At 53.9% G+C, this 23,379-nt stretch carries 24 protein-coding genes and 1 pseudogene; 4 read left to right on the top strand and 21 right to left on the bottom strand.

The genetic code is table 11. The annotated features are described in order from the left end of the window. Positions 1-605 precede the first annotated feature (605 nt). Positions 606-815, top strand: a complete 210-nt coding sequence (locus LUQ43_RS13125; protein ID WP_299968491.1) for a TOBE domain-containing protein — start codon at positions 606-608, stop codon at positions 813-815. A gap of 28 nt (positions 816-843) precedes the next feature. Here the strand turns inward: LUQ43_RS13125 and LUQ43_RS13120 are convergent, their stop codons facing one another. The 4 genes from LUQ43_RS13120 to LUQ43_RS13105 all read right to left on the bottom strand — a co-directional run bounded on the left by LUQ43_RS13120 (position 844) and on the right by LUQ43_RS13105 (position 3,722). After that, the gene (locus LUQ43_RS13120; RefSeq protein WP_299968489.1) at positions 844-1,128 is read right to left on the bottom strand and encodes a hypothetical protein; all 285 of its coding nucleotides are present in this window, start codon (positions 1,126-1,128) and stop codon (positions 844-846) included. Positions 1,129-1,319: 191 nt separating this feature from the next. Then, the gene (locus LUQ43_RS13115) at positions 1,320-2,123 is read right to left on the bottom strand and encodes a class I SAM-dependent methyltransferase (RefSeq protein ID WP_299968487.1); all 804 of its coding nucleotides are present in this window, start codon (positions 2,121-2,123) and stop codon (positions 1,320-1,322) included. 80 nt (positions 2,124-2,203) lie between these two features. Then, a complete protein-coding gene (locus LUQ43_RS13110; protein WP_299968485.1) occupies positions 2,204-2,767 on the bottom strand; it encodes an FmdE family protein in 564 nt (187 codons plus the stop codon). A gap of 40 nt (positions 2,768-2,807) precedes the next feature. Beyond that, on the bottom strand, positions 2,808-3,722 hold the full coding sequence (locus tag LUQ43_RS13105; protein WP_299968483.1) for a class I SAM-dependent methyltransferase: 915 nt from the start codon (positions 3,720-3,722) through the stop codon (positions 2,808-2,810). 126 nt (positions 3,723-3,848) lie between these two features. On the opposite strand from LUQ43_RS13105, the gene LUQ43_RS13100 reads away from it, so the two are divergent. After that, positions 3,849-4,058: a TOBE domain-containing protein gene (locus tag LUQ43_RS13100; RefSeq protein WP_299968495.1), complete on the top strand. Its 210-nt coding sequence runs from the start codon at positions 3,849-3,851 to the stop codon at positions 4,056-4,058. 237 nt (positions 4,059-4,295) lie between these two features. Here LUQ43_RS13100 and LUQ43_RS13095 read toward each other — a convergent pair whose 3' ends face one another. The 4 genes from LUQ43_RS13095 to LUQ43_RS13080 form a co-directional block, all read right to left on the bottom strand. Beyond that, complete coding sequence (locus LUQ43_RS13095; protein ID WP_299968481.1) at positions 4,296-5,144, bottom strand: class I SAM-dependent methyltransferase; 849 nt, start codon at positions 5,142-5,144, stop codon at positions 4,296-4,298. Positions 5,145-5,912: 768 nt separating this feature from the next. After that, a complete protein-coding gene (locus LUQ43_RS13090) occupies positions 5,913-6,656 on the bottom strand; it encodes a class I SAM-dependent methyltransferase (protein ID WP_299968479.1) in 744 nt (247 codons plus the stop codon). Positions 6,657-6,662: 6 nt separating this feature from the next. Then, on the bottom strand, positions 6,663-7,592 hold the full coding sequence (locus LUQ43_RS13085; protein WP_299968477.1) for a methyltransferase domain-containing protein: 930 nt from the start codon (positions 7,590-7,592) through the stop codon (positions 6,663-6,665). 124 nt (positions 7,593-7,716) lie between these two features. Beyond that, a complete protein-coding gene (locus tag LUQ43_RS13080; protein WP_299968475.1) occupies positions 7,717-9,420 on the bottom strand; it encodes a radical SAM protein in 1,704 nt (567 codons plus the stop codon). A gap of 255 nt (positions 9,421-9,675) precedes the next feature. On the opposite strand from LUQ43_RS13080, the gene LUQ43_RS13075 reads away from it, so the two are divergent. Next, positions 9,676-10,509 carry a metal-dependent hydrolase gene (locus LUQ43_RS13075; RefSeq protein ID WP_299968473.1) on the top strand — a complete coding sequence of 278 codons (834 nt, stop codon included), beginning with the start codon at positions 9,676-9,678 and terminating at the stop codon, positions 10,507-10,509. Positions 10,510-10,613: 104 nt separating this feature from the next. Here LUQ43_RS13075 and LUQ43_RS13070 read toward each other — a convergent pair whose 3' ends face one another. The 4 genes from LUQ43_RS13070 to LUQ43_RS13055 all read right to left on the bottom strand — a co-directional run bounded on the left by LUQ43_RS13070 (position 10,614) and on the right by LUQ43_RS13055 (position 13,310). Continuing rightward, positions 10,614-10,799 carry a DUF364 domain-containing protein gene (locus tag LUQ43_RS13070; RefSeq protein ID WP_299968471.1) on the bottom strand — a complete coding sequence of 62 codons (186 nt, stop codon included), beginning with the start codon at positions 10,797-10,799 and terminating at the stop codon, positions 10,614-10,616. Positions 10,800-10,827: 28 nt separating this feature from the next. After that, the gene (locus LUQ43_RS13065; protein ID WP_299968469.1) at positions 10,828-11,676 is read right to left on the bottom strand and encodes a class I SAM-dependent methyltransferase; all 849 of its coding nucleotides are present in this window, start codon (positions 11,674-11,676) and stop codon (positions 10,828-10,830) included. Positions 11,677-12,652: 976 nt separating this feature from the next. Next, the gene (locus LUQ43_RS13060) at positions 12,653-13,078 is read right to left on the bottom strand and encodes a PIN domain-containing protein (RefSeq protein WP_299968467.1); all 426 of its coding nucleotides are present in this window, start codon (positions 13,076-13,078) and stop codon (positions 12,653-12,655) included. Continuing rightward, on the bottom strand, positions 13,068-13,310 hold the full coding sequence (locus tag LUQ43_RS13055) for a hypothetical protein (RefSeq protein WP_299968465.1): 243 nt from the start codon (positions 13,308-13,310) through the stop codon (positions 13,068-13,070). The genes LUQ43_RS13060 and LUQ43_RS13055 overlap by 11 nt, the downstream gene beginning before the upstream one ends. 1,282 nt (positions 13,311-14,592) lie before the next feature. Between LUQ43_RS13055 and LUQ43_RS13050 the strand changes: the two genes are divergently transcribed. Next, positions 14,593-15,054 carry a hypothetical protein gene (locus tag LUQ43_RS13050; protein ID WP_299968463.1) on the top strand — a complete coding sequence of 154 codons (462 nt, stop codon included), beginning with the start codon at positions 14,593-14,595 and terminating at the stop codon, positions 15,052-15,054. Positions 15,055-15,604: 550 nt separating this feature from the next. Here the strand turns inward: LUQ43_RS13050 and LUQ43_RS13045 are convergent. From LUQ43_RS13045 to LUQ43_RS13005, 9 genes and pseudogenes are all read right to left on the bottom strand, one after another. Further along, on the bottom strand, positions 15,605-17,134 hold the full coding sequence (locus tag LUQ43_RS13045) for a tetratricopeptide repeat protein (protein ID WP_299968461.1): 1,530 nt from the start codon (positions 17,132-17,134) through the stop codon (positions 15,605-15,607). A gap of 401 nt (positions 17,135-17,535) precedes the next feature. Next, positions 17,536-18,111, bottom strand: coding sequence for a hypothetical protein (locus LUQ43_RS13040; protein WP_299968459.1), 576 nt, complete (start codon positions 18,109-18,111; stop codon positions 17,536-17,538). 2 nt (positions 18,112-18,113) lie between these two features. Further along, positions 18,114-18,581: a hypothetical protein gene (locus tag LUQ43_RS13035; protein WP_299968457.1), complete on the bottom strand. Its 468-nt coding sequence runs from the start codon at positions 18,579-18,581 to the stop codon at positions 18,114-18,116. A 192-nt stretch (positions 18,582-18,773) separates the two neighbouring features. Then, positions 18,774-19,265, bottom strand: a complete 492-nt coding sequence (locus LUQ43_RS13030; RefSeq protein ID WP_299968456.1) for a hypothetical protein — start codon at positions 19,263-19,265, stop codon at positions 18,774-18,776. 281 nt (positions 19,266-19,546) lie between these two features. Then, entirely contained in the window at positions 19,547-20,293 is a 747-nt protein-coding gene (locus tag LUQ43_RS13025) for a type IV pilin (protein ID WP_299968455.1), read from the bottom strand. 4 nt (positions 20,294-20,297) lie between these two features. Beyond that, complete coding sequence (locus tag LUQ43_RS13020) at positions 20,298-21,053, bottom strand: type IV pilin (protein ID WP_299968454.1); 756 nt, start codon at positions 21,051-21,053, stop codon at positions 20,298-20,300. 4 nt (positions 21,054-21,057) lie between these two features. Beyond that, a complete protein-coding gene (locus tag LUQ43_RS13015) occupies positions 21,058-21,915 on the bottom strand; it encodes a type IV pilin (RefSeq protein WP_299968452.1) in 858 nt (285 codons plus the stop codon). A gap of 37 nt (positions 21,916-21,952) precedes the next feature. Continuing rightward, positions 21,953-22,564, bottom strand: coding sequence for a type IV pilin N-terminal domain-containing protein (locus tag LUQ43_RS13010; RefSeq protein WP_299968450.1), 612 nt, complete (start codon positions 22,562-22,564; stop codon positions 21,953-21,955). Between the two features lie 24 nt (positions 22,565-22,588). Continuing rightward, a pseudogene (locus LUQ43_RS13005) lies at positions 22,589-23,379 on the bottom strand (hypothetical protein); the annotation flags it as partial.

Here is a 23,379-nt window from a genome sequence, read left to right as displayed (position 1 = left end):
CGGTCTTCTCCCTCCGCCATTCTTACTTGATTTTTCGGATCTAAAAAGTCGAAGTGCTGAAGCATCCGCCTTATCCATGGGTCCCTGTGAATCAGAGGTTCATGAAAACTCTTGGGGGCTCCGGCAAGCCTCCGCCCCCGCCGCTCGGGCATCCCCCGGTTGCGATAGTGCTGTATTACCTGTACCTGTGTGTGCCCCCAATTAAGGTAATGCCGAGGCATCGCTAATAGCGCCCCGTCCCCCTCGGGGGACTGGCGGCGCAAGAGGGGGGCTGTATTTTTGTGTCCTCTGGAGCGCAAATCTAAAAAAAACCTGAATTGGCTCAATACTAACCATGGGTTAGTGGCGGACTTTACCTAATCACCTTGTTATGCATTCCCGTAGGTTGCTGCGACTGGCACCATCTCATGTAATGCCGCTGGTATTCACGAATATCTCGCTACACGGTGATGAAGAGTTCCGGCCAGACTCTCTGCTCCCTCAGGTTTATGAGGGGGAGATCCGGATTCATCCGGATAATTGTGCCGGTGATCAATGGACAAGTCACATAGCCATACAGGCAATATTCAAATAACAACAACAGAGAATACTGCATGGTGAAAACCATGAAGATCAGTGCACGAAACCAGATTTCAGGAACCGTCAAAGCGATCAAGAAGGGACCCGTCAGCACCGAAGTCGTGATCGCCATTGCGGGTGGCAACGAGATCGTCTCGTCCATCACAACCCACTCTGCAGAGAAGCTGAACCTTCATGAGGGATCAAAAGTCTACGCGATCATGAAGGCCTCTGAAGTGATGGTCGGAACTGATTAACCTTTTTTTACTCGTGGTTACCGGAACATTAAAACCGGGTCTGGAACAATGCGTCCAGGTATTCGGAGGGATACGCTCCCTTGTCCGGCGCGAACCAGATCTCCGCTTCACGTTCACCCGGGATCAGGTGAATCTCGACAAGGCCGTACTTGTGAATGATGGCCCGTGAACCGGATGGCGTCTCCCGGGTATACAACTCCTCGTTCCCCAGGAATGCCCGGATGTCCTCTTCAGTTACCGGGCGGGAAAGCCGGTAGACCCGGCGTTCCCATCCCGGAAACGGGGGAACTGGATGGGTAAAGGGGGTTGGCATACGATGCATCTCTCCGGGTTTTGTAGTATTCCCTGCACCTCTCGGGGCGAACAGGATCTGGTATACTACGGATTGGTGGTGAAAAATAAATGATCTTTGGTGCCGGAGCGTGCGGGTCGGGATCATGGGGGTTATCGATGACGAAAAACCGGATCTCCGTCACCAGTGCAGTGTCAGGATTCCCCCTCCAATTATTCCGTCCGGGTCCGCCACCAGAGGTGAGCACCATAGGAGGCCCCGTCAAGAACAAATCCGTTGTCGCAGGGTTTGAGCGCCTGCGTGAAATATTCTTTCAGGATCTCTTTCTGTGCTCCTGTCGAACAGTCCAGGCGATGGAAATATTCCTGCACCACTTCATCAGTATCCGGGTATACGGTATCGTTCTTGCGCTCCGGGGCAATATTGGCATAGATCCCCATCTCGTATAATGCCTGCCAGAGACAGTCTGCGAGGGGTTCGGCCGGGTATTCCCGTCCGTGGAGCCGGGGCCAGAGATCACGGCTGATCCGTGCCCAGGACGGGGGTGTCAGGAACCAGAAGAGATTGACGGTCCCCCGGCAACAGGCCTGCATCTTCTCCACGGCTTCACCGATTTCCACCATCGAGAGGGAATACGAGGCGATCACCACATCGAACGGATCTCCAAGATCTCCCTGGGAAACATCCTCCCATCGTTGGGGTATGACGGTGATCGTTGCCGCTCCCGAGGATGAGATATTTTTCTGCAACTCCTCCCGCATGGCAGCAGAGGGTTCGATCACGGTGACATCGCAGCCAGAGAGGGCCAAAGGAATCGCGTGGGTCCCGGTTCCTCCCCCGATATCGAGAACCCGGGCACCCTTCGGGATATTCATGGTTCTGAATTGCTCGTCCACTTTCTCCTGCCAGGTCCGGCGGGTCCGGCTCCTGACATAGAGATCGGTCACGTTCTTCTTGTTGTTCCAGTAACTGCCCGCACTCTCGAATCCCGGCGTTGCCATCCGGGTACGTTTCATCTCCCGCCAGACATTCTGCCAATAGCGGGAACCGGGGCGGGGGGAAATTACCGTATCCGTTGCAGATTGGCAGAATTCTTTCACGATTTTTGCACCGTATAATACGATTTCATGCCGCAGTTCTTGCACAGGGCTTTCCCGTCAACCATGATATGCCGGTTATCCATGACGATCTCCCCGCAGACACTGCAGACCGCTTTTCCATGGGGAAACCCGGGGATATCATCATCGGGAATATCGATCGTAACCTGCTCGATCTTCAGGATCTCCGCTTCCGGGCACTCCGCGAGAATTTTTACCACGTCCTTCTGGTCGAGCTTGTCGTGCTCCGCCCGTTTCTTCTCGAAAACTGCCACCCGGACCGCTTTTCTTGTCGAAAGATCGACAAAGGTTGCCGCAAATTTCCCAAAATCCTTGTGCTTGAGGGAACGGTGGCCGAGCGAACAGCCCGTGATGGCCTGCACGGCATCGGCGCCGCACCGGTCGATCTCCATGTACACAATCAGATTGTGCTGGGGTTCCAGAGGATTCAGCCCCAGTTCCCGCATCCCTGCAATAGTCAGCCGTGTTCCAAGGACAATGCCCGGGCAGACATGCCCGTGAAATGCCTTTGCTTTGTTGAATAATGTCTCGTAATCGCTCATGTTGTCACCAGGTATCAGATATCAGGGTTATTTAAAAAATTCACTGATCGGCAGTGTTCCACCAGATATAGGCAGTCCGTGTGCCGGTCCCAAGGGTAAATCCATCGCCATCCCGCAAAAGGACGGTCTGGAAATAATTCCGGACAATCTCCTCCTGCGCAGGTGTCGTGCAGTTCAGGCGCAGCCGGAACTCTTCAACCGCTTCATCCACTGTTGCATACCGTGATGGTTGCAGGCGGGGTTCCGGCCGGATGCCTGCATAAATACCTATCTCGCAGAGGATCTGCCAGAGCCAGTCCGCCGTGGGTTCGCCCGGGAAGGTTCCCCCGTGGAGGTGCGGCCAGAGATCCTTGTTGACCTGCGCCCATGCCGGAGAGGTCAGGAACCAGAAGAGGTGGACCGATCCCGTGCAACAGGCATGCATCTTTTCCAGGGCTGCCCTCATGTCCATCATCGTCAAGGAGAAGGAAGCGATGACGGCATCGAACGGGGCGCCGAGTTCGGCAGGATCCACATCCTCCCACCGCTTCGGGATGACCGTGATAGTCCTGATCTTCTCTTTTTTCATCCGGGCTTCCAGCATCTCACGCATTACGGGCGATGGTTCGACAACCGTTACCCTGCAGCCCTTCTTTGCAAGCGGGATCGCATAGGTTCCGGGCCCGGCACCGATATCGAGGACGCGGGAACCATCCGGGATATTCATGCCGGCAAGACGCGTGGCCGTGATCGTGTCGTGGTCAGTATCCCGTTTCGGGTCATTATCTCCTTTTGCATACACGCTGTGGATCTTCATTTTACTGCCCCAGAACTGGCTGGAGTTGCCATAGTGCGGGACAGCGCAGTGCGCGAGTTTCAGCTGGCGCCACCGTTCGCAAAAGGATAGCGGATCGCCATTCTCCGCCACAACCCGCAAAAAGCCGGGTGCGGACGGGGAACTGGGAGGTGTGTTCATGTAATTAAATTAACAATTTTATGTTATCAACAATTTGTTTTAATCCTGCGACAGGGTCCTGGCCGCAACTGCCTGGCAGCCAAAGGATTTATCAGCTGATACATACACTATGGCTTGGTGAAAGCCATGAAGATCAGTGCACGAAACCAGATTGCGGGCACCGTGAAGACAATCAAGAAGGGCCCGGTCAGTACCGAAGTCGTGATCACCATTGCCGGTGGCGGTGAAATGGTCTCCTCCATCACCACGACCTCCGCGGAAAAGCTGAAGCTGAAGGAAGGCGGGAAAGTCTACGCGATCGTCAAGGCCTCCGAAGTGATGATTGCGATCGATTAGATCTTCTCTCTTTTTGTACGTTCTCCTGCATACGTATCCTGAGGGGATTTTTCAGGCATACGCAATGCGTCTGGTTTTCAGGCACGCTGCACAGGGTTCGGGGTGCACGTTCCAGATTTTCGCCTGTATGGGGAACAATTCCCCTCAGGGCCTGTAAAAAAACCAGAAAATTTGTTATGGATTGTACTTGCCAGGAAGAATGAACAGAATCATCGAGCCGGCTGGCATTCCGGCCGTTCAGATCTCTTTCTCCCACCAGATCTTTGTCCGGTAGGACTTCTGGTTCAGCACGTAATCCCCGTGTTCCCGATGCAGGGTTTTTTCAAGGAAGTTCCGGAGTAATTCCACCTGCCATTTTTCAGTGAGTTTCAGTGCATCCTTCTGGTCGGCAACGGCCTCTTCCAGGCCGGGGAACCGGAGTACGCGGCCGGCGCGGTAAATCTCCACGTTGGCATAGATTCCCATCTGGCTGAGCAGGTTGAAGATGATATTGGGCACGTGCCCGGGAGACCGGGAAGCCCCGAAGAGGTCTTCCCAGATCTCAAGATACGTCCGGTGGCGGGGAGACATCATGTCTGCAAACCAGAAGATGTACGCGTAGTGTGCAGAGACCGCATCCATCTTCTCCAGCGCCGCCCGGAGATCCGGAACACCCAGCGAGTAGGACGCCACCACAACATCGTATGGCCCATCGAGATCCTTTTTTGGATCAACATCCTCCCATCGTTTCCGGATGGTCGTGATGTTGGTGATCTTCAGCTGCTCCATGTTCTCGTGCAGGCATGCAAGCATCCCGGGTGATGGCTCAACCGCGGTGACGTGCCGGACAATTCCTGCAAGGGGGATGGCAAGTGTCCCGGGGCCGGCACCAATATCGAGAACCCGGGATGATGGGGTGATATGCATGGCATGGACCCTCTCCCATGCCTGTTGCCAGTTATCCTCCTGTACTTTCCGGGAAAAACACCTGCACCGCTCGTAATCCGACCACCGGTCTGCACAGCTGGAGAATTCATTTTTCTCGCTCTTCTCCCGGTCCAGTTTTTTCCAGGCTTCGTTCCAGTCAATTGCACTGAGGTCGGTCATGGGATTTCAGAATAATTCCCTGTCATGGAACCGGATTGGGGGGTTGCATCCGGTAACCGTAAATACACTATTTGGTATTGACAAATTTAAAATGTTCAATATTAATTTTGTATCCATAGTCCGGAGGCGGGTACCATACCACGAACCAAAACCCGGATGGCGAGAGGGATCGCAATGGCACACGGCCGGTTGCTGTTACCCCCGGACCGTGGGGAGGGAGAGGGTCAGCCCGGCAGGGGCACCACTCCCTGAATCCGGCATGCAGGATCTCCCGCCCCACAGAGGGGCTCCGTCGGAGAACATCACCGCAGAGAGTACTCCTCCTGCCAGGGAACCCTGCTTCCAAAAACAGCCCCATTTTGCCAAACGGGGTTCATTTTTAACGATTCGTTCCAGCCCGGGAAATTCAGGGCACCCGAAAAACTTCGTAATTCACCCAAAACACCCTGTTAATTCATTTTAAATCGCTCTATAATAGCCCGGATTCCCGGATTTTACACCGGATGAGCAAAACCTCGCAAATAGACCCTGTGTAATTTCACGATCTGCCCCTCCCGAGAGGTTTGGGACGTGTACAGGGACCGGCCAGGGGGTCCGGATCCGGAATATTGGGAGGAGGTTTGAGGGGGGAGGGGGGAGAGGTGGTGTAACCCTTTCTGCCGGTTTCCTGACGGGGAGCAAAAAACGGGTCCACGGAGGATTCTGTCCGGCCAGGATCTTTTTTGTCATGTGCCAGCCGTTTTTTTTATCGCGTGCAGCGAAGTACGATCATTTCGGGAAAAAGAACCCGTCGTGAAATTGTGGCAGGTTTTCCCGCCCGGTTTTCACCACAGCGGAACTGCCTGGGAAGAGGTGTTCCCGGTTTTTCCGGAACATAATCCAGAACCCGGAATCATCGTCAATGATACGGTAATCGCTGATCCCGACACATTCGACAGAGGTCTGGATCTCGCGGACACTGATCTTTCGGAACCGGGTCCCCGGGGGACGGGCAGCATAGTCCGCGATCCCGCGCTCCCTCAGGTGTGCAAGCACCTCTTCACGGATCCGGGCACTGCCATATCCCCCGCCGATATATGCCATGCCCTCGGTCCGGAGAACCCGGTAGATCTCCTGGAATGTTGCCGGAAGGTTATCCCAGGAATGGTACGATCCCCGGCTGACTACAAGACTGAACGAGGCATCCCCGGCCGGGATCGCGTGAACATCCCCGATAACCGGGACGACCAGGTCTTCCATGCACCGGTCCCGGATATTCCTGCATGCCAGTTCATACATCTCCTGCGAACTGTCGAGTGCCGTTACGCGGAGATCCGAAAGGAGGGAGAGGGCTATCGCCAGCAGTCCCGGCCCGGATCCCACATCAAGGCAGGTGCCCCGGGTGATCCGGGTCCGTTCAAGGATCTGGTCCGCAATGACAGGATAGATCCGGGCAAAGGTGGCCCGGGCATACTCGTCGTACTGCCAGGCATCTTCTTCGGATTTCCAGAACAGATCACTGGTTTCGATCATGGCAGGTTATGGGGGGGTATCGATCAGAGTTGCGGGGATCACCGGGTATTTCGGCGGTTCCGGGACGTACATGAAACAATTCACATCCCACCAGATATGCGCCCCGAGCGCCTCACCGGCAACACAGTATCCCTGCCTTGTCTTTGCAAGGGAAGTATTGCAATACTCGCGGACGGCACGCTCCTGCTCCGGCGTCGTGCAATCAAGACGTTTGCAGAAGTCGTTTGCCGCATCATCAACCGATGGGAAGTATGCCGGCTCGCAACTCGCTTCCACGGCAAGATTTGCGGGGATTCCCATTGCATAGAGCATCTGCCAGAGACAGTCTGCCGTAGGCTCGCCGGGAAATTCCGCACCATGGACTTTTGGCCAGAGCGCCGCATTGAGGATGGCGGTGTATGGCTGGGTCAAAAACCAGTAGAGGTGTACCTGGCCGGTGGAGACTGCCTGCATCTTCCGGATCGCGTCACCGATCTCGGTGATCATGAGGCTGTAGGATGCGATCACGACATCGAAGGGCGCACCCAGTTCCTCCGGCGTCACTTCCTCCCAGCGCTTCGGGATGATCGTGATGGGCCTGACTTTCTGCTGCTTCCCGTACAGGACAAGCGCATCGCGCATTGCTTCACCGGGTTCCACGGCCACGACATCGCAGCCATGAGCAGCGAGCGGGACACTCAGGACACCGGTGCCGGCCCCGATGTCGAGCACCCGCGACCCGTCGCGGATCCCCATGGTGGCAATCCGTTCCTCCGCTTCATTCCTCCCGCCATCCAGATTCCGGATGAAGTGATCCGAGAGCCGTTTTTTATTGTTCCAGAACGAATCCGGCGAACCGGTCCGCGGCACGGCGAGCCGGGCAAGGCGCTGCTCCTTCCACCGCTCCTGCCAGTATGTTTCCGGGGAGTGTTCTGATTCAGCGGGTGGGACGGTCATGGATGATCTATACCTCATGGTTACTATATTTAATTAATTTTTTGTGTTTATTAAGTACTATAATTTTACATTCCGGAAAAGTACAGTGTCCGGGGATACCAGTTCATGACAGTATCTCACATCGTCACTCGGAAGACCGGGCAATCACCAGGTCCATGTGTGCCTTCTCATCGGCAAGGGAATACCGGAAGATCTCCGGGTGGAGGATGTTCGCTACATCCATGAGGCTGATGAGCCAGCCCAGGATTCCCGTGGCATATTCGCTGTCCAGGATATACACCCTCTGCTCCGCGATCGCCCGGCATCTAATCCCCAGTTCACGGCAGGTGCCGTAGAATTCATCAAGAGGCGGGAGGGAGTGGCCGGTGATGAGAATTACGTCCGGGTCGAGACGGTTGAGCTCTTCAGCGGTATATTCCGCATTCCTGCTCTCGGTAAAGTCCTGTTCCCGGTTCAGGCTCGTTCCCCCGGCCATCCCGACAAGGAGATTCACGAACTTGGATGCATACGCCGGGGAGAGAGGGTGACAGAAGACTGCGTAGACCCGGGGGCTGTCCGCAGCACCGGCAATCCTGTCCTTCACATCCCTGACTGCCCGCTGCACGTAATCCGTGATGCATTTCGCTTCTGCCTCGCGCCCGGCAAGCGCCCCGAGATAATAGACCATGCCGATGAATGTGCCGACACTGTCATCCATATCCTGGAGAGCACCGAGATACCCGTTGGCGATCACCGTGTTGCACAGACGGTCGACCTCCTGCTCACCGGTAACCCCGAGAGCCGCAAGAATGGTTGTGATGAACTGTGCACCCATGACCGAACGGTACCCGCCAAGGACCCGGGGGCCGTTTTCGGTGACAGGCTCGATCTCCCCCCGGCAGGGGAAGCGGTACCCGCACCTGCACACGCCCTCCGGCTGACAGGAGAGCACCCGTGCCGCCATGGGCCCGAAGAAGACCCGGTGGATGAGGGTCGTACCGCAGACCGGGCACCGTGAATCGAGTTCGGTCGTTGCCGGCGTGTTGAACAGGTACACGTGGTCAACGTACCGGCGCAGTTCCCTGCAGATCCGTTCGCCCTCCTTCCGGTCCGGCTGGAGCGCGGTGAGATTCTCGTGGGTTGCAACGAAGCGCATCACCTGGAACGGGATGGCCGGGGAGATTGCCCGGATATGTTCTGCGGCTCCGTACACCTCGTTCTCTCTCCCGCGGATGTACATTGTTGAGACCTCAACGGCTACCCCGGCCTCGTGCAGTGCCCGGACGTTCCGGAAGACCGGGGCCGCAGATCCCGCTCCGCATTCGCGGTACCGCTCGTCCGTGGATCCCTTGAGGCCGATATTGGCAAAATCGAGATACGGGAGCAGGCTCTGTAATGCCCCGGGAGTCATGTACCCGTTGCTGGAGCACCCGACAAGGAAGCCCTCTTTTTTTGCTGCCTGCGCAACCCGGAGAAACGTGGGAAGGGAGACGGCGGGTTCGTTGAGGCAGAAGGTGATGCCACGGCAGCCGCCCTCCCGGGCCATGGCAAGGATCTCTTCCGGGGTATGATGGGTGAGGATGTCCTGCAGGGTCCCGGGCCGGGTAGTCTGGAACTCCGAGATGCAGCCTTCGCAGGCAAAGTTGCAGCCGATCGTGCTGATGAGCAGGAAGACGCTGTTCGGGTAGAAGTGGAGCATCGGTATGGATTCGCTCGCAACCGGGTAGATGTTGAGGTACGCATCCGGGTGGTTTTCCGTTATGGTCCCCTGTTCGTTGCGGTACATCCGGCAGTACCCGTTCATCTGTTCCGGAATCTCACATGCCCGTTCACAATACCTGCATTCCATGACTTCCTCCCCCGGGGGATGTATTCTCAGATGGCTCCTGCAACCGAGGCTGGCAGGAAATAATTCTGCTGGTTGTAAAATTATTAATTAATTTATGTTAACAACATTAAAAAGTTTAATGCAAACTATAATAATTTGGGAAATCCTACATAGTGATCGTTCACAAAAAAGCAAACGCTGTGGACTCATGCACATACCATCAATGGACACGGGGAATCCCACGGATTCCTCCTGACGTGAACCGGAGCACACATCATGATCACCCGGCACCATATCGCACTCACCATTCTCTGTACCCTTATACTGTGCAGTGCCCTGGTGCCGGACGCTCCGTTCGTCATTCTTATGATCTGCACGGGTGCCGGGATAGGCGCCATCCTGCCGGACATCCAGATGAAGAAGCCACAGCATTTTAAGATCAGGACATTTGCATGGATGGTCACGCTTTTTGGCAGTGCCCTGTGCACACCTCTGCTCTGCCGGTTGTACCGGTGCATGACGGGGGTCACCTTCGATTCCACAGACAAGCGCCTGACTCATTCACTCTTCGGAATCGTATTCCTCTGGGCAGTCCTTGCAGCGATCCTGCTCGTCCCGGTTTCCCTGCTCTCTGACCATGCAGCCCTGGATATCGTTGCCCTGTTCCTTGAGGGTGTGATGCTTGGCCTGGTCCTCCACCTTATCGAAGACCTCTGCACCCGCAAGGGAATCACGCCGATCTTCCCCATCAGCACCGTCAAGATCTTCGGATCGATCCGGCCCTGCGATACAACCGACCGGAGGATTGCGCAGTTCCATTACTATGACTGCTCAGTTGCCGGTATCTTTCTCGCGTTCCAGTTCCTGGGAACAGGGCAGGCATTTTCAGCAATACCCGTCTGCCTCCTGGGTCTTTTTGCATGCCTTGGGATGATGATCCTGTCATCGGATGTGGAGATCATTCCCGAAGATCTCAAAGACACGCTATCAGCGCCACCGGTTGTCATGCTTGACCCGGTGAGCTTTTTGGGAACGCCCCGGTATCCGACTACAGGACTCATGATGGGCGTCTATTATTACCAAGCGGATTATGAAATGACCGTTGTGTAATCCGGCACGGCCATGATCTCCCTGCGATGCGTTGACACGACCTGACCGTGTACGCCTGTCGCTTTTCGTATACGCTTACCCTCTTATTGGTACCAGATACGCGTTCACGGAACTGACCGGCAGACGTTTGTCTTCTCAGCGGATTTGCCGAAAAAATGGTAACCGGATCCTCCTTCCGCGATCGTATCGAGCAATGCATCCGGGCTGGTGACGATATCGCTCCCAAGGATCTCACGGATCCGGGCGATAGTCACTTCGATGATTGAGCCGGGTTGCACAGGGTCAGACAAGAGAATTTCCCGTTGGCTTTTCGTTCTTTTAGTTCTCTTTCTCCCACCAGATCTTGGCCTGGTAGGACTTGCTCTTCAGGAGATATTCCCCGTTTTCCCGGATCATGAATTTCTCCAGGTACCGGGTGAGTACCGAGACCTGCCGTTCATCGGTGAGATTTATGGCGTCCGACTGGTCGGCAACTGCTTCTTCAAGAGTGGAAAACCGGGTAATGTTTTCCGTCCGGGATATCTCGACATTGGCATAGATGCCCATCTGGTTGAGCAGGTTGAAGATCACATTGGGCGTGTGTCGTGCGGAAGGGCATACCCCGAAGAGATCTTCCCAGATCTCATGATAATGCAGGTAGCGGGGGGACATCAGGTGGGCAAACCAGAAAACATAGACATATTTTGAAGAGACCGCATTCATCTTTTCAAGAGCGGCACGGAGATCCCGGACACCCAGCGAGTAGGATGCCACGACCACATCGTACGGCCCATCGAGATCTGTTGCGGGATCGACATCCTCCCATCGTTTCTGGATGGTCGAGATATTGATGATCTCTCGTTCCTTCATGTTCCCGTGCAGGCATTCGAGCATCCCGGGGGAGGGTTCGACCGCCGTGATATGGCGGACAATTCCCGCAAGGGGGATGGCAAGGGTCCCGGGGCCGGCACCGATATCAAGCACCCGGGACGATGGGGTAATATTCATGGTATGGATCCGGTCCCACGCACGCTTCCAGTTATCTTCCTGTACTTTCTGGTTGAATTTCCTGCACCGCTCGCGATCCTTCCACCGCTCCGTACAACTGGCGAATTCGTTCTTGACTTTTTTCTCCTGCTCTATCTCTTTCCAGGCTTCGTTCCAGTCTATCGTGCTGATGTCAATCATAAAAAAATCCGGAGTTTTGTGTCCGGGATACGGATGCAGGGTATGCGATCCTGTTCTCTATCCGATCACCGTTCATGAGTCATTTATGTTTAACAAATTTAAAAAGTTTAATAAATTAACCTGACAGTCACTCCGGACATCACCGAAAGTATAGCACCGGTGACCGGTAGTATCATGCACATTAAAACGAGTGGGGACACGGAAATATTTCAGCTGCTCTGCTGCTTATCATGATGAAAAAGAACATTATATGTCGGGATCAAAAGGAAGGTACAGTGTGTTTAATTGCCGTGCACAATGAACATCAGCATCAGGATCGTGTATGCGGGGAAAGAAAATTCCAAAGAAGATCCTCAATGAGATCATAGAACGGGTTGCTGATGTGACACATCCTTGAAGTGATTATCCTTTTTTTGTCCGCTCTTCCCGGGCATGTTCGCGGTGCCCATCCCGTTATCCTGCCACAATATCATGACCATATTATTCATGAACCCACCGTAGATACTCTTCCCGCGTCATACCGATAGTTTTCATATTGTTGAGGATGATAGTGACCGGGACTTCATCATACCGGGGAATTACGCCTCTCGTTTAATCATACGCGATCTTCACCGTCATATATGGACAAATTGTAAATCGGATTCTCAATCTGTCCATAACTAATAGAGGGACAGGTAATAAAAACCATTCCTGACGATCCTAGTGCAAAAGAACGATTGTCTGCCGTATGCCGGGTTATCGATATTCACGCAAAGGCGACTGAAAACATGCCCCTCTAATCTCCTAATCCGAGCAGCATACGTTTCCGTCGTTTTGTTGAGATGTACGGCGGGCCATACCTGCATGGAGTCAAAAATACCTGCCGCAGGATTGCCTAAAAAAATGATGGCGGCAGTGTGTACCGGTACATCCGGTTGTACCGCAAACAATCCGTGCTGCAACACTCATTTCGGTACAAAATCCGGGATTAGTACGGTTATTCATGCTCCATCAGCAGCATATTGAACCCAGCCTGAACAAAGTGCCGGTCACTGGTAAGTGCATCGTGTATTCCCCGTTCCTCCATCACTTCAAGAGAAATACAATCGGTAAGGCTCCAGGCTTTATCAGTCCGTTGTTCGTAGAGAGTCCATCCTTTCGACCACAAAACGGGATCGACAAATACAATCTCGACACGGGAGGAATTTTCAATATTATGAAAAAACCTGATCACCGCCGGTTTAAACATCGGTTCACATAATGCATTTGCTGTCTCTTCAAGTACAGCAGAAGTTGTAAGAAAATGGCAACCGGATCGCATCTGGTTCTTGTACACCTGATCTGCGCGATGATGAAGCGAATCCTGTCTATTTAACAACGCAATCCAACAGACCGTGTCAACAAAACAGAGATTATTCTTCATGGACTCCCCGTTTTTGCAGTCCATACAGGTAATGATCATGTTCTGTTGCAAGATCTGTAATCTCTGTTGTCACGGCAAGAGATGAAATATCAAATGCAGGATCTTTCTCAACATCGGGATCTTCCGGAAGAGATACCACCGTTATGGCATATTTTTTCCCGGCCTCCAGATGAACCGGCCCTGACGGACGAAATACTGACCCGTCAAATATAACTTTCATGGTTTTTGTCATAGGAATCTTCCCCTTATCAGACTGATAGTAATTTGATGGCGAATATACATTAATGTCTTTTTGGTACCAGCATACCGCAGATTGTTACGAAATGATGAGATATCTTCCCTGAATTACGTAATATGAGGATATATCACCATAATCTTATGAGTCAGAGGGAGACGTAGAGACCGGGCACGGGTAATGGAATATTTTTCGCGCCGTATAGTGAAAATGAGCGATGGTAATCTGATTCCATCACACCGTGTAGCAATCGCAGATCATGATGCTGCCGGATTCCGGGATCGGTCTTGTGAGATGTGGGTGGACATCCTACTATTATCATCTGGTGTCCGGTACCGGACCGTGACCGCGATAAGGTACAGGATGCCGGCAGGGTGGGACTTGCTGGATCCCCGCTTACCTGCAAGGCCCCAAAGGCAATCTTTGCCAGGATCGCCGCCGGGGAAGAAACCCTGAACCAGCTGACCGGAACCGGCGGGATCCATTATAAACCCCAAAAGAAGCCGGGACAAAGAAGGTAAAAGACACAACGGTTATTCATTCAGGACATTATAATTTAGATTGATCATGCCAGCAGCAAAGGCCTGTAAGAAACCACCGGTAAAAGGGGGAAAACAACCATGTTCAGGAAAAATCCGATGAAAAAACGGCAGGATCTGTCACTCTTTGGATGTCTTTTTTGACTGCCCGAAATTTGAAACGGGAAGACGGAGAGGATCCTTATCGAATACCCTCTTGACACCCGGGTCTGGGTTGAAATACTACAGGTCCGGGTGCACAAACATCTGTATTTTTCCCGGGCGAGTATCGCATAGATCTTCCCGCCAGCCTTATTATGCCCGTCACTATTATCGGCCTGTTCCCCACATGGGCAGACCCCTGATGACGGCCGGTCGGGAATTTTAAACCGGATTTGTGCTGTACAGAACTTCATTATAAGAGGTGTGACGCTTCCACTACCGTATGAACCCGGCGGCTTCCCCGGGACATTCGAGTATTGAGTTCTTATTACTGCATACTACAAAGCATATATAATTTTGAGAATGAGATCTTTGAGGACTTTATGTCCCGGCCGTTTCGCGTGGTTATTCCAAATGAACGACGAATGAATGCGATTGACCGTACATGATGGAGGACTTACTATAATCAAGAACAAATTAAGCGTATCACGTACAGCCGGAGCCGCTGCACACCTGCCCGGCATCATGGCCCGGGTTTCTTCCGGCCTTCATCAGCAGCCGGCACAAACGGATTCACAGAATTTTTCCGGAGGATTCACATGACCCGGGGCCGCCACCCGGTCCGGGCATTGGAAAAAGCGGATAAGATCGCAAAGGAACGCGGGCTTGTCCAGTACTATGAGCGGGGGCCGAAGATGTTGGCCGATTTTACTATTACCGGTCCAATGATCCATGCGCCGGTCAAGATCAAACGCATGCCATACATCCGGTGCACTCTGCGGTGGCTTGAGCGCGAAGCAGCGGCCGGGATTGCGGGGCTGAAAATGTACCCGTCATCCAAAGAGATCTCCCGCGAGCTCTGGATCTATTCCCCGGACTATTTCTGGAGATTCTTCCGGGTCTGCGACACCGGGCTCGTTGAACTCGGGCGGGATGGTGTGCCGCTTCCCCTCAAATCACCAGCTTCGCAACCTTTGACCGCAGCCGCAGCGACCCGGCCGGATGCTGTTACACCTCCTGAACCCGGGGATTGTCAACCGGAGGATGGCACAAGCTCCTGATTCCTGCATCCGTGATCCCCCGTCCAGAGAGGGTCTCCGTCGGAGAACATCCCCATAGAAAGTACTACTCCGGCCAGGGAACCCGGTTTCCCAAAACAGCCTCATTTTGCCAAACGGAGTTCATTTTGAACGATTCGTTCCTGTCCGGGAGATTTCGGGTACCCGAAAAACTTCGTAATTCACCCAAAACACCCCACTAATTCATTTTAAATCGCTCTATAATGACCCGGATTTATGGATTTTACACCGGAGGGGCAAAACTTCGCTAATAGGACCCTTGTAATTTCGCGATCTGCCCCTCATGCGGGGGTTGGGTGGTGGCCGGGAAGTGGCGGGGGGCCCGGATCCGGGGGGGATCAAAGATGATGACGGGGAAAATGGACTATCGGAATAACTTCCGGTTTCATGACAGAATTTGAAAAGCAAGGGAAAGGACCTCTTGGTTTTCCGAAAAATTCAATAAAACCTTTTTTACCGGGAATGCCGCAGCATCGAAGTGATCTTTCTCCAGCCCACTCTACCCTGCAGGCGCAGACTCCCTTGGTGAACATCAGGACTGTTGGTTGATTTCTATCGTGCGATTAGCTCCTGCCAGGAGCTGTACTGCGGCAGCCCTGTTCAATTCTGCAGCTTTATACTGTGGGTTGATCGCAAGGGCCCGGTCAAAGGAGATTATTGCCTTGTCATATTCCTTGAGTTTCAGCAGGCAGCAGCCGAGATTGTTCCACATAACAAACGAGTTCGGAGAATCGGGGTTTTCCCTTAGATATTCTACATAATACGAAGCTGCCGTTGAATAATCACCCGCGGACATGACCGCGGTTACATTAAGGTATTTCCACGCATCATCCCGGGTATAGTAGTACAGTGGCGGAAACGGAGGAATTGACTGGACAGCAAAGGTGTCGAGGTGTTCGATACCGTCCTGCAGGCTGCTGATGATGAGCGGGTTCGAACTGTCCCATGGCCGGGGATAGTGGGCATCGGCGAGGTACGGGAAATAAAATACCCCGATAAATTGGACGATAACGGAGAAGATGATGAGGACTGCGATTGCCCCGACTTTGAGGTAATCGTGCATCCCGGCGCGGAACCGTGCGGCGGTGTCGGACAGGAAAATCGCAACGTAAATACATAAGAGAGGAAGCAGTCCGGTCATATATCGCGGCCCGTACGAATAACCGCCACCCCAGTCGCTGAAGAAACAGTAGACAATCGTTTCCAGAATCAGGACCGGGCCGAACCACTGGAAGATGCGGGTTATACGGTTATCTTCGGGAGCACCGAGACGGAAGTATCCGAAGATTGCAAGAATAAGTACTGGCGAGAAGATGAACAAGCCCTTATTCGGGGAAAGAAGAAGCCCGGCGTAATTGGAGATAGCATGTATGGAAAGATCAAATTTATCGAGGTTCTGTACGTATCCCCCGAATACATTGCCGAAGAAATACCAGTTATATGCAAGGAAGGGCAGGCCGCTGAGAACTGCCGGTATGCAATAATGAACCAGGTATTTCCTGTTCATGAGAACGACATAGCCAAGGACAGGAATGAGCAGCAGTGCATCCGGCGGCCTGCAGAATACGAGGAGGCCGGACAGGATGCCGGCAATAATGAACCATGCGGGAGAGGGATGTTCTTCATTCCGGATTATTGCATACAGTATCAGGAGGAGGAGCAGTTCGATCATGCCGTGTTGCCAGAGGGCCTGGCTGCCAATCGACCATGTGCTTGTGGCAAATGCAAAGATCAGCGTAGAGATGATCGCGGTTTTCCTGGGGACGAACCGGATCACGACAAGGTAAAATGTGGAGACTGCAAGTGCAGCAATACCTGCGGATATCATACGTGCGATGAAGCCAAGATTCAAGACTGCCTGATCCGGTGTCATTCCTCCTGTGCACAGGAAGACAACAGGTGTGATGAGAACCGGGATCACGATGGGGAAGATGGACATCAGGTGTCCGTTAACGGTGGTGAATGCATAGGCATCGGATACCGTCTGGGGATTGGTAAAGAAATGTTCCAGGAAGAGATCGTGGTAATAGATAATGCTTAAGGGAAGGTATGCTGCGGGCATAGTATCCCCACTTCCCCGTATTAAGGTATAGGTATTGTAAATACCAAAACAAAAGAGAAAAATTACGATAAGTATCCCGTTCTCTTTTATTTTCAGGATCCCTTTTTTGAGGATTGTATCCGGCACCCCTCGTGGGGATTCGTGTTCATCCTGCATTGTCGATTTTTGCTCTGTGTTCATTTTACTACCTCATTGCCAGATAACATCCCTGCCGGGAAGGCGGATATCCATAACCAAGAATCCGGAAATCTATGATCAGCGTACCTTTTTTCGCAAGGCAAGCCAGCCGGATTTTTTTATCGCGTGAGCTGGTGCATAATCATGATGAAAAAAATGAAAATAATTGATGGTTACCGAATCGCTGAACATTCGAAAACAATCGGTAATTCTGTCCTTTGTCCTTATGGGCTACCCCATAATACCGTCAGATTTACCACATACGTTGCATTCTCATAGGTCGGGCAGAACCATGATCCGTTTCCGTATGGCCCCTGGGTGGCATATGTCCTGTTACCGTACCAGGCATAGTACGTGCCGCCGACGCCGTTGTTGACATATCCGCCAAGACCTTTCTTGTAGAGCGTTGCAGAGGGGGAAAGATTATTGACAAACTCCCATTGATCGTTGGCGAGATTCGACAAATCCTCTGGAACGTACTCCACATCGACTATCAGTTGGTCCATATAATACCGGTTAGAGTACTGTGTGCTCTGATTCCAGACATAGGCCGTGTCGGTTGAGGATGAATTATAGTGTCCATTCCCTACAACCCCGAAGAAGTCATCATTATGCCATTGTACCCCATTGATTATGGCATAATTGCTGGAATTCGCATATACGGTTTTGTTCGGTACGAGCCATTTGTCCGCTGCGACAGCGGGAACCATTGCCATGCAACAGAGTCCGACGATCGCGAGCAGGCCAAACATCCTCATGCCCGGTGCAAATCCTTTGCGTTTCATTTCATTCGCTTTCATGATTATCTCCTTGCCCCGTCCCAGAACTCAGGAGACGTGCTGAGGGTGTTTGCCGTATCGGATGCGGAAACCCACGTGCCTGAGAATGACTTTTTATCATCGGACAGTACAAATGTGAATGGCCCATTATCAGATTCCCTGCCGTAATCCACCGTCCAGGTGCCGACGAGCTGGTTTCCCGTAATGGTGCCACTGACCGTACCTTTGCCGTTGTCACCGTTGCTGAAGGTCCCGGTCACTTTTATGCCGGACTGGGCAAGGGTCAGGACCCCGACAGTCTGGAGGGCATTCGTTGTACTTCCCCGGGTATCCCAGGTACCGGACCACGGATCCGAGGTTGCAGCAGTGGGTTTTCCCGCGGTTGCCGCAACCGCAGGCACTATTGCCATGCAACAGAGCCCGATGATCGCGAGCAGGCCCAGCACCTGCATGGAGGATACTGGTTTTTTACTGTGTCTTTCGTTTGTCATGAATATCTTCACCTACCAAGTTTTACGACGGATAATTCCCGCCGGATTCGTATAACGGTGCCCACTTCGCGGAGATCCCCTCCCGGTGTTGGTACAAAGGGGACCGGGCCACGAGGTTCAGATCTGGTCGTTCGTTATCATGATCACCTCCGATCGCGCGATTGTGGGCACTCCTTCCATCTTCAGTTCCTTTCATTGTCTTAAGGACGATCTCTTCACACCGTCCCAGAACTCAGGAGACGTGCTGAGGGTGTTTGCCGTATCAGATGCGGAAACCCACGTTCCTGAGAACGACTTCTTGTCATCGGACAGCACAAGTTCAAACGACCCGTTATCAGATTCCCTGCCGTAATCCACGGTCCAGGTGCCGACGAGCTGGTTTCCCGTAACGGTACCACTGACCGTCCCTTTGCCATTGTCACCGTTGCTATAGGTGCCGGTCACCAAGGATCCGGCCTGGTTAAGGGTCAGGACCCCGACGGTCTGGAGCGCAATCGGTGTACTCCCCCGGGTATCCCAGGTACCGGACCACGGGTCCGCGTTGGCAGCAGCGGCGGGTGTGGACGCTGCGGCGGTAATTGCAGGGGTGGCCGGCGTTGCGGTTCGGGACGTGCCGGTACAGCCTGCTGCCACCATGAGGGCGCAGGCAAGACACGCGAGAATAATGACGGTAATCGTTCTCATGCATCAGTCTCCAGATCAATTATTATAATTTAACAATTACATAATGTTAATCGGATATGGTATACTAGATGTTATAATACTTTTGATTTGATTTTTTTATTAGGTATTCCGATCTTCAGATATAACGTCCCTCATGACAGCCCGGTTACCAGATTGCAAAAAAGAAATTGGGGGATTACAGAGCCATCGCGGGCGAACTTTTTTTTACCCGTTCAGCCCCCCGGGACACCTCCCGGAGACTTTAACCTGAAAGATATCCCGCGTTACTGCAACATGCCGTCCTATCCCTCCGTCACCATTACGTCCCGGTTGAAGATCACTTTCCCGGTCGGGACATGGATCACCTTAATCGTCACGGTATCCCCGATGCGCAGATTCTCCCAGTGCAATCCCAGTACGGATGAGGTGGCATCGAGCCACGGTCCGCCGGAGGAGTACGTAAACCGCTTGTCGACGCCATACCCTTCTGTCGCTTTCGTGCCTGTGCCTCCAAGAGAATCACCATCTTTTGCCCCGCACGGCATGGCCGACAAGGTGGTTCCCGCCATCAGCGAATAGTTCCCGAACTGCTGGCCGGGTGCTGAAAAATCCCTCAACGTATCGATGCCCCCCAGCGTCTCCGTCCCGTTGCCGACTCCCGGCCCGCTACCGAAGGGTGCAACATAGTATCCGGTAAGCGTGACTGCCGGGTCGAAGAGCACATTGATGTTCCCGGTGCCCGGTTGTGTCGTGTTCCCGCCACTGATCGGCGTCACCCCGTTCGCTGCCGTCCATGATGTCACGATCCTGAGATCCTGGGTCTGGATCGGTTCGGAAACCCCGGTAACCGTGGCAAAGAACCCGCTCCCGGCAAAACTCCCGGTGTTGACCACCTTCACGTCCATCGCGAGCGTCGGGGCATTTCCGTTGCCCGTCCCCATTAGTCCCCCGGCAAAGCCGGAGACTATGGCGGCGATGATGATCACGACCACCAGCATCAGCATCACCCCTACCACCGGGGAGATGGCATCTTCATACGATTGTTTCATGATGTCAGCCCTCCCTCACCGGAACGGTCTTATCGAGGATGACCTTCCCGGTCGGGATGTGGATCACCCTGACGTTCACTTTGTCCCCGGCACGCAGCCGCTCCCAGCCGGATCCCAGCACGGCAGTGGCGGCATCGGTGAAGGGGCCTGCTCCCGCTTCGGTATAGTTGTAGCTGTACCTCCCCCCGATCCCGTATCCCTGTGTTGCCGGGGTGTTCCCTCCAACGCTGTCTGCATCCTTTGCCCCGCAGGGGAACGCCGACAGGACCGTTCCCACGACCAGCGAATAATTCCCAAACTGCTGCCGGGGCTCCGAGAAGGCCCGGTATGTCGAGCCGGAGGTCGTCCCCCGGCTTACATTGACCCCCGGCCCGCTGCCGAACGGCGCAAGGTAGTACCCGGTAAGTGTGCCCATCGGATCGAAGAGCACATTGATATTCGATGCACTCCCCGGCAGGGTCGTGTTTCCTCCTGAGAGTGGCATGGTGTGGTTCGCTGCCGTCCATGAGGTCACGATCTTGAGATCTTTTGTCTGGATCGGTTCGCTGACTCCGGTCACGGTCGCGAAGAAGCCGCTGCCGGCAAAACTCCCCGTGTTGTACACGTTCACATCCATGGAAAGGACCGGGGCATTTTCGTTGCCCGACCCGATCAGTCCCCCGGCAAAGCCGGAGACGATGGCAGCGACGATGATCACGACGACAAGCATCAGCATCACCCCTACCACCGGGGAGACTGCACGATCAAATGATGGTTTCATGGACTCATCCCTCCGTCACCGGTACATCCTTGTTGAAGATCACTTTCCCGGTCGGGGAGTGGATCACCTTGATGTTCACCTTATCCCCCTCCCGCAGCGTCTCCCATCCGTACCCCAGCACGGCTCCCATGGAATCGGACCGGTTGCCGCCCCGGGTGTACGAGGAGGCATCGCCCAAGGTGTACTTATACGGGGTCACGACGCCATACCCGAGGCCGCCGCTGGTACCCGCTGTGCCACCGGTTGCGATTGTGCCGCCCATTGTCTGAGGAGTGCCCTGGCCATAGGGTTTGGCCGTCATGGTGGTTCCCGGTACCAGCGTATAATACCCGAATTGCTGAACCATTTGTCCATACGTGGTCGGGTTCGTATCCCCGTATCCTACCGTATCACTCGCATTGACACCAGGCCCTCCCCCCCATGGTGCAATCCAGTTATACCTTGAATTAAACGTCGTAAAAGGGCGAGCCGCAGTTCCTCCGAAGAGATAATAGGTATTAAGACGCGGGTTTAGATAGATGGATTCCCCCTGGCCCGGTAGTGTCGTGTTCCCACCGGATACCGGCGACCCCCCGTTTGCTGCCGTCCACGATGTCACGATCCTGATGTCTCCCGTAGGGATGGGCTTGCTGACACCGGTCACGGTTGCAAAGAACCCGCTCCCGGTCCAGCTCCCCATGTTTACCACTTTCACGTCCATGGTAAGGGTCGGGGCCTTCTGGCTGGTCTCCCCTACGAGCCCACCGGCAAACCCCGATACCACGGCCGCGATGATGATCACGACGACAAGCATCAGCATCACGCCAACTACCGGTGAGACCGCCTCGTCGCCCTTGTTTCCTGATACGTTCAGGTGCTGCACGTCCGTTTCCTCCTCTCGCAATCCCCGTGGGGATCTCTTACGGTGTTATAACGACCGTGGTCTTTGCTATGGTGGCCCCCGAGGTCTTGTCACTCATCGAGAGGGTGAACGTCTTTCCGACATTGTCGGGGTTGATGTAGCACTGCTTAAATAGATCGGATTTACCGGATGAAGATGTCCACACCCCTCCGCTGTAAGAATAAGTACCGGCGCCACCATCTGCAAGCTGGGGCTGTAAATAGGCGGGGTTCAGGTTATCCCGGCTGATGTACAGCGTCTGTCCCGACGTAAACGAGGTTATGGCCGATGTCCCGTCGGTGTTCTGCAGCACGTTCCCGCTCGCATCCGTAATAATTGCCTTGTTGAGGATCTGCGTGGTTGCCGCCGAGAGGCCCTGCCCGAAGGTGGCGTCGTTGGTCACGACGAACAGGAGCGTTGATGCGGGGATGGCGTCGCCGCCGGTATGGATGATCTGCATCCCTCCCGACTGGCTGAAGACCCCCTTGATGGTTGCCTGCGGGGTCTTCTGGGCATTCCCCATCGCCCCGCCGCCAAAGGCGGAGACGACCGCGGCAATGATGATCACGACTACAAGCATCAGCATCACGCCGATCACCGGCGAGACTGCATTCTGATTGGATAATTTCATTATTTTTATTCCTCCTTCCATTGTTTATTCCTCCGTTACCGGTACGTCCTGATGGAAGATCACTTTCCCGGTCGGGATGTGGATCACCTTGACGTTCACCGTGTCTCCCCAGTTCAGGTTGTACCACGTGGTCCCGAGAACTGTTTTGGCGGGATCGATGCAACTGTCCCCGCAATTCGTGTAGAGATATTTCTTACCCTTCGTTTCCGCCGCTGTTGCATAATAGCCGGGTGTCGTAGTGCCCGCTCTAGTAGTGACATAATAACATGTGGCACCACCATCCGGGCCTGTGCCCTGACCCGTACAACCCGAGCCTTCAAAATCCGTAACCCAATTTGCAGCGTAATAATCCGCACATGTAGGACTAGCCCATGAATCATACGTCTCGCCATTCCAACCCCAGCAGACGGGGGTGTCCGGCGTTGTTACTTCAGGAACCCAATACTCATATGATGCATTGGATGCACCATACCCTCCGAAAACATTGCTTTGTCCCGAACTGCCGAGACTGGCGGCATCCTTTGCCCCGGCCGGCTTCGCCGAGAGGGTGGTCCCCTGCATCAGCGTATAATTCCCGAACTGCTGCCCGGGTGCGGACAGCGTCCTCGTGATATCGATACCCTCGGTCCCGTTGACCCCAGGCCCGGTGCCAAGCGGTGCAGCGTAGTATCCGCTGAGCTGGTCTGCCGGGCTGAAGAGCACATTGATATTCGAACTGCCATTCGGTACTACCGTACTCCCGCCGGTGATGGAAGGCCCGATATTTTGCTTCCCATCCCACCATAAACTACCACCATTATACCGTTCTCTTCCCT

It is taken from the genome of Methanoregula sp., assembly GCF_028679125.1.
GTDB lineage: Archaea > Halobacteriota > Methanomicrobia > Methanomicrobiales > Methanospirillaceae > Methanoregula.
The sequence above is the reverse complement of the archived record's forward strand: the minus strand, read 5'-3'. Positions and strand labels throughout refer to the sequence as shown.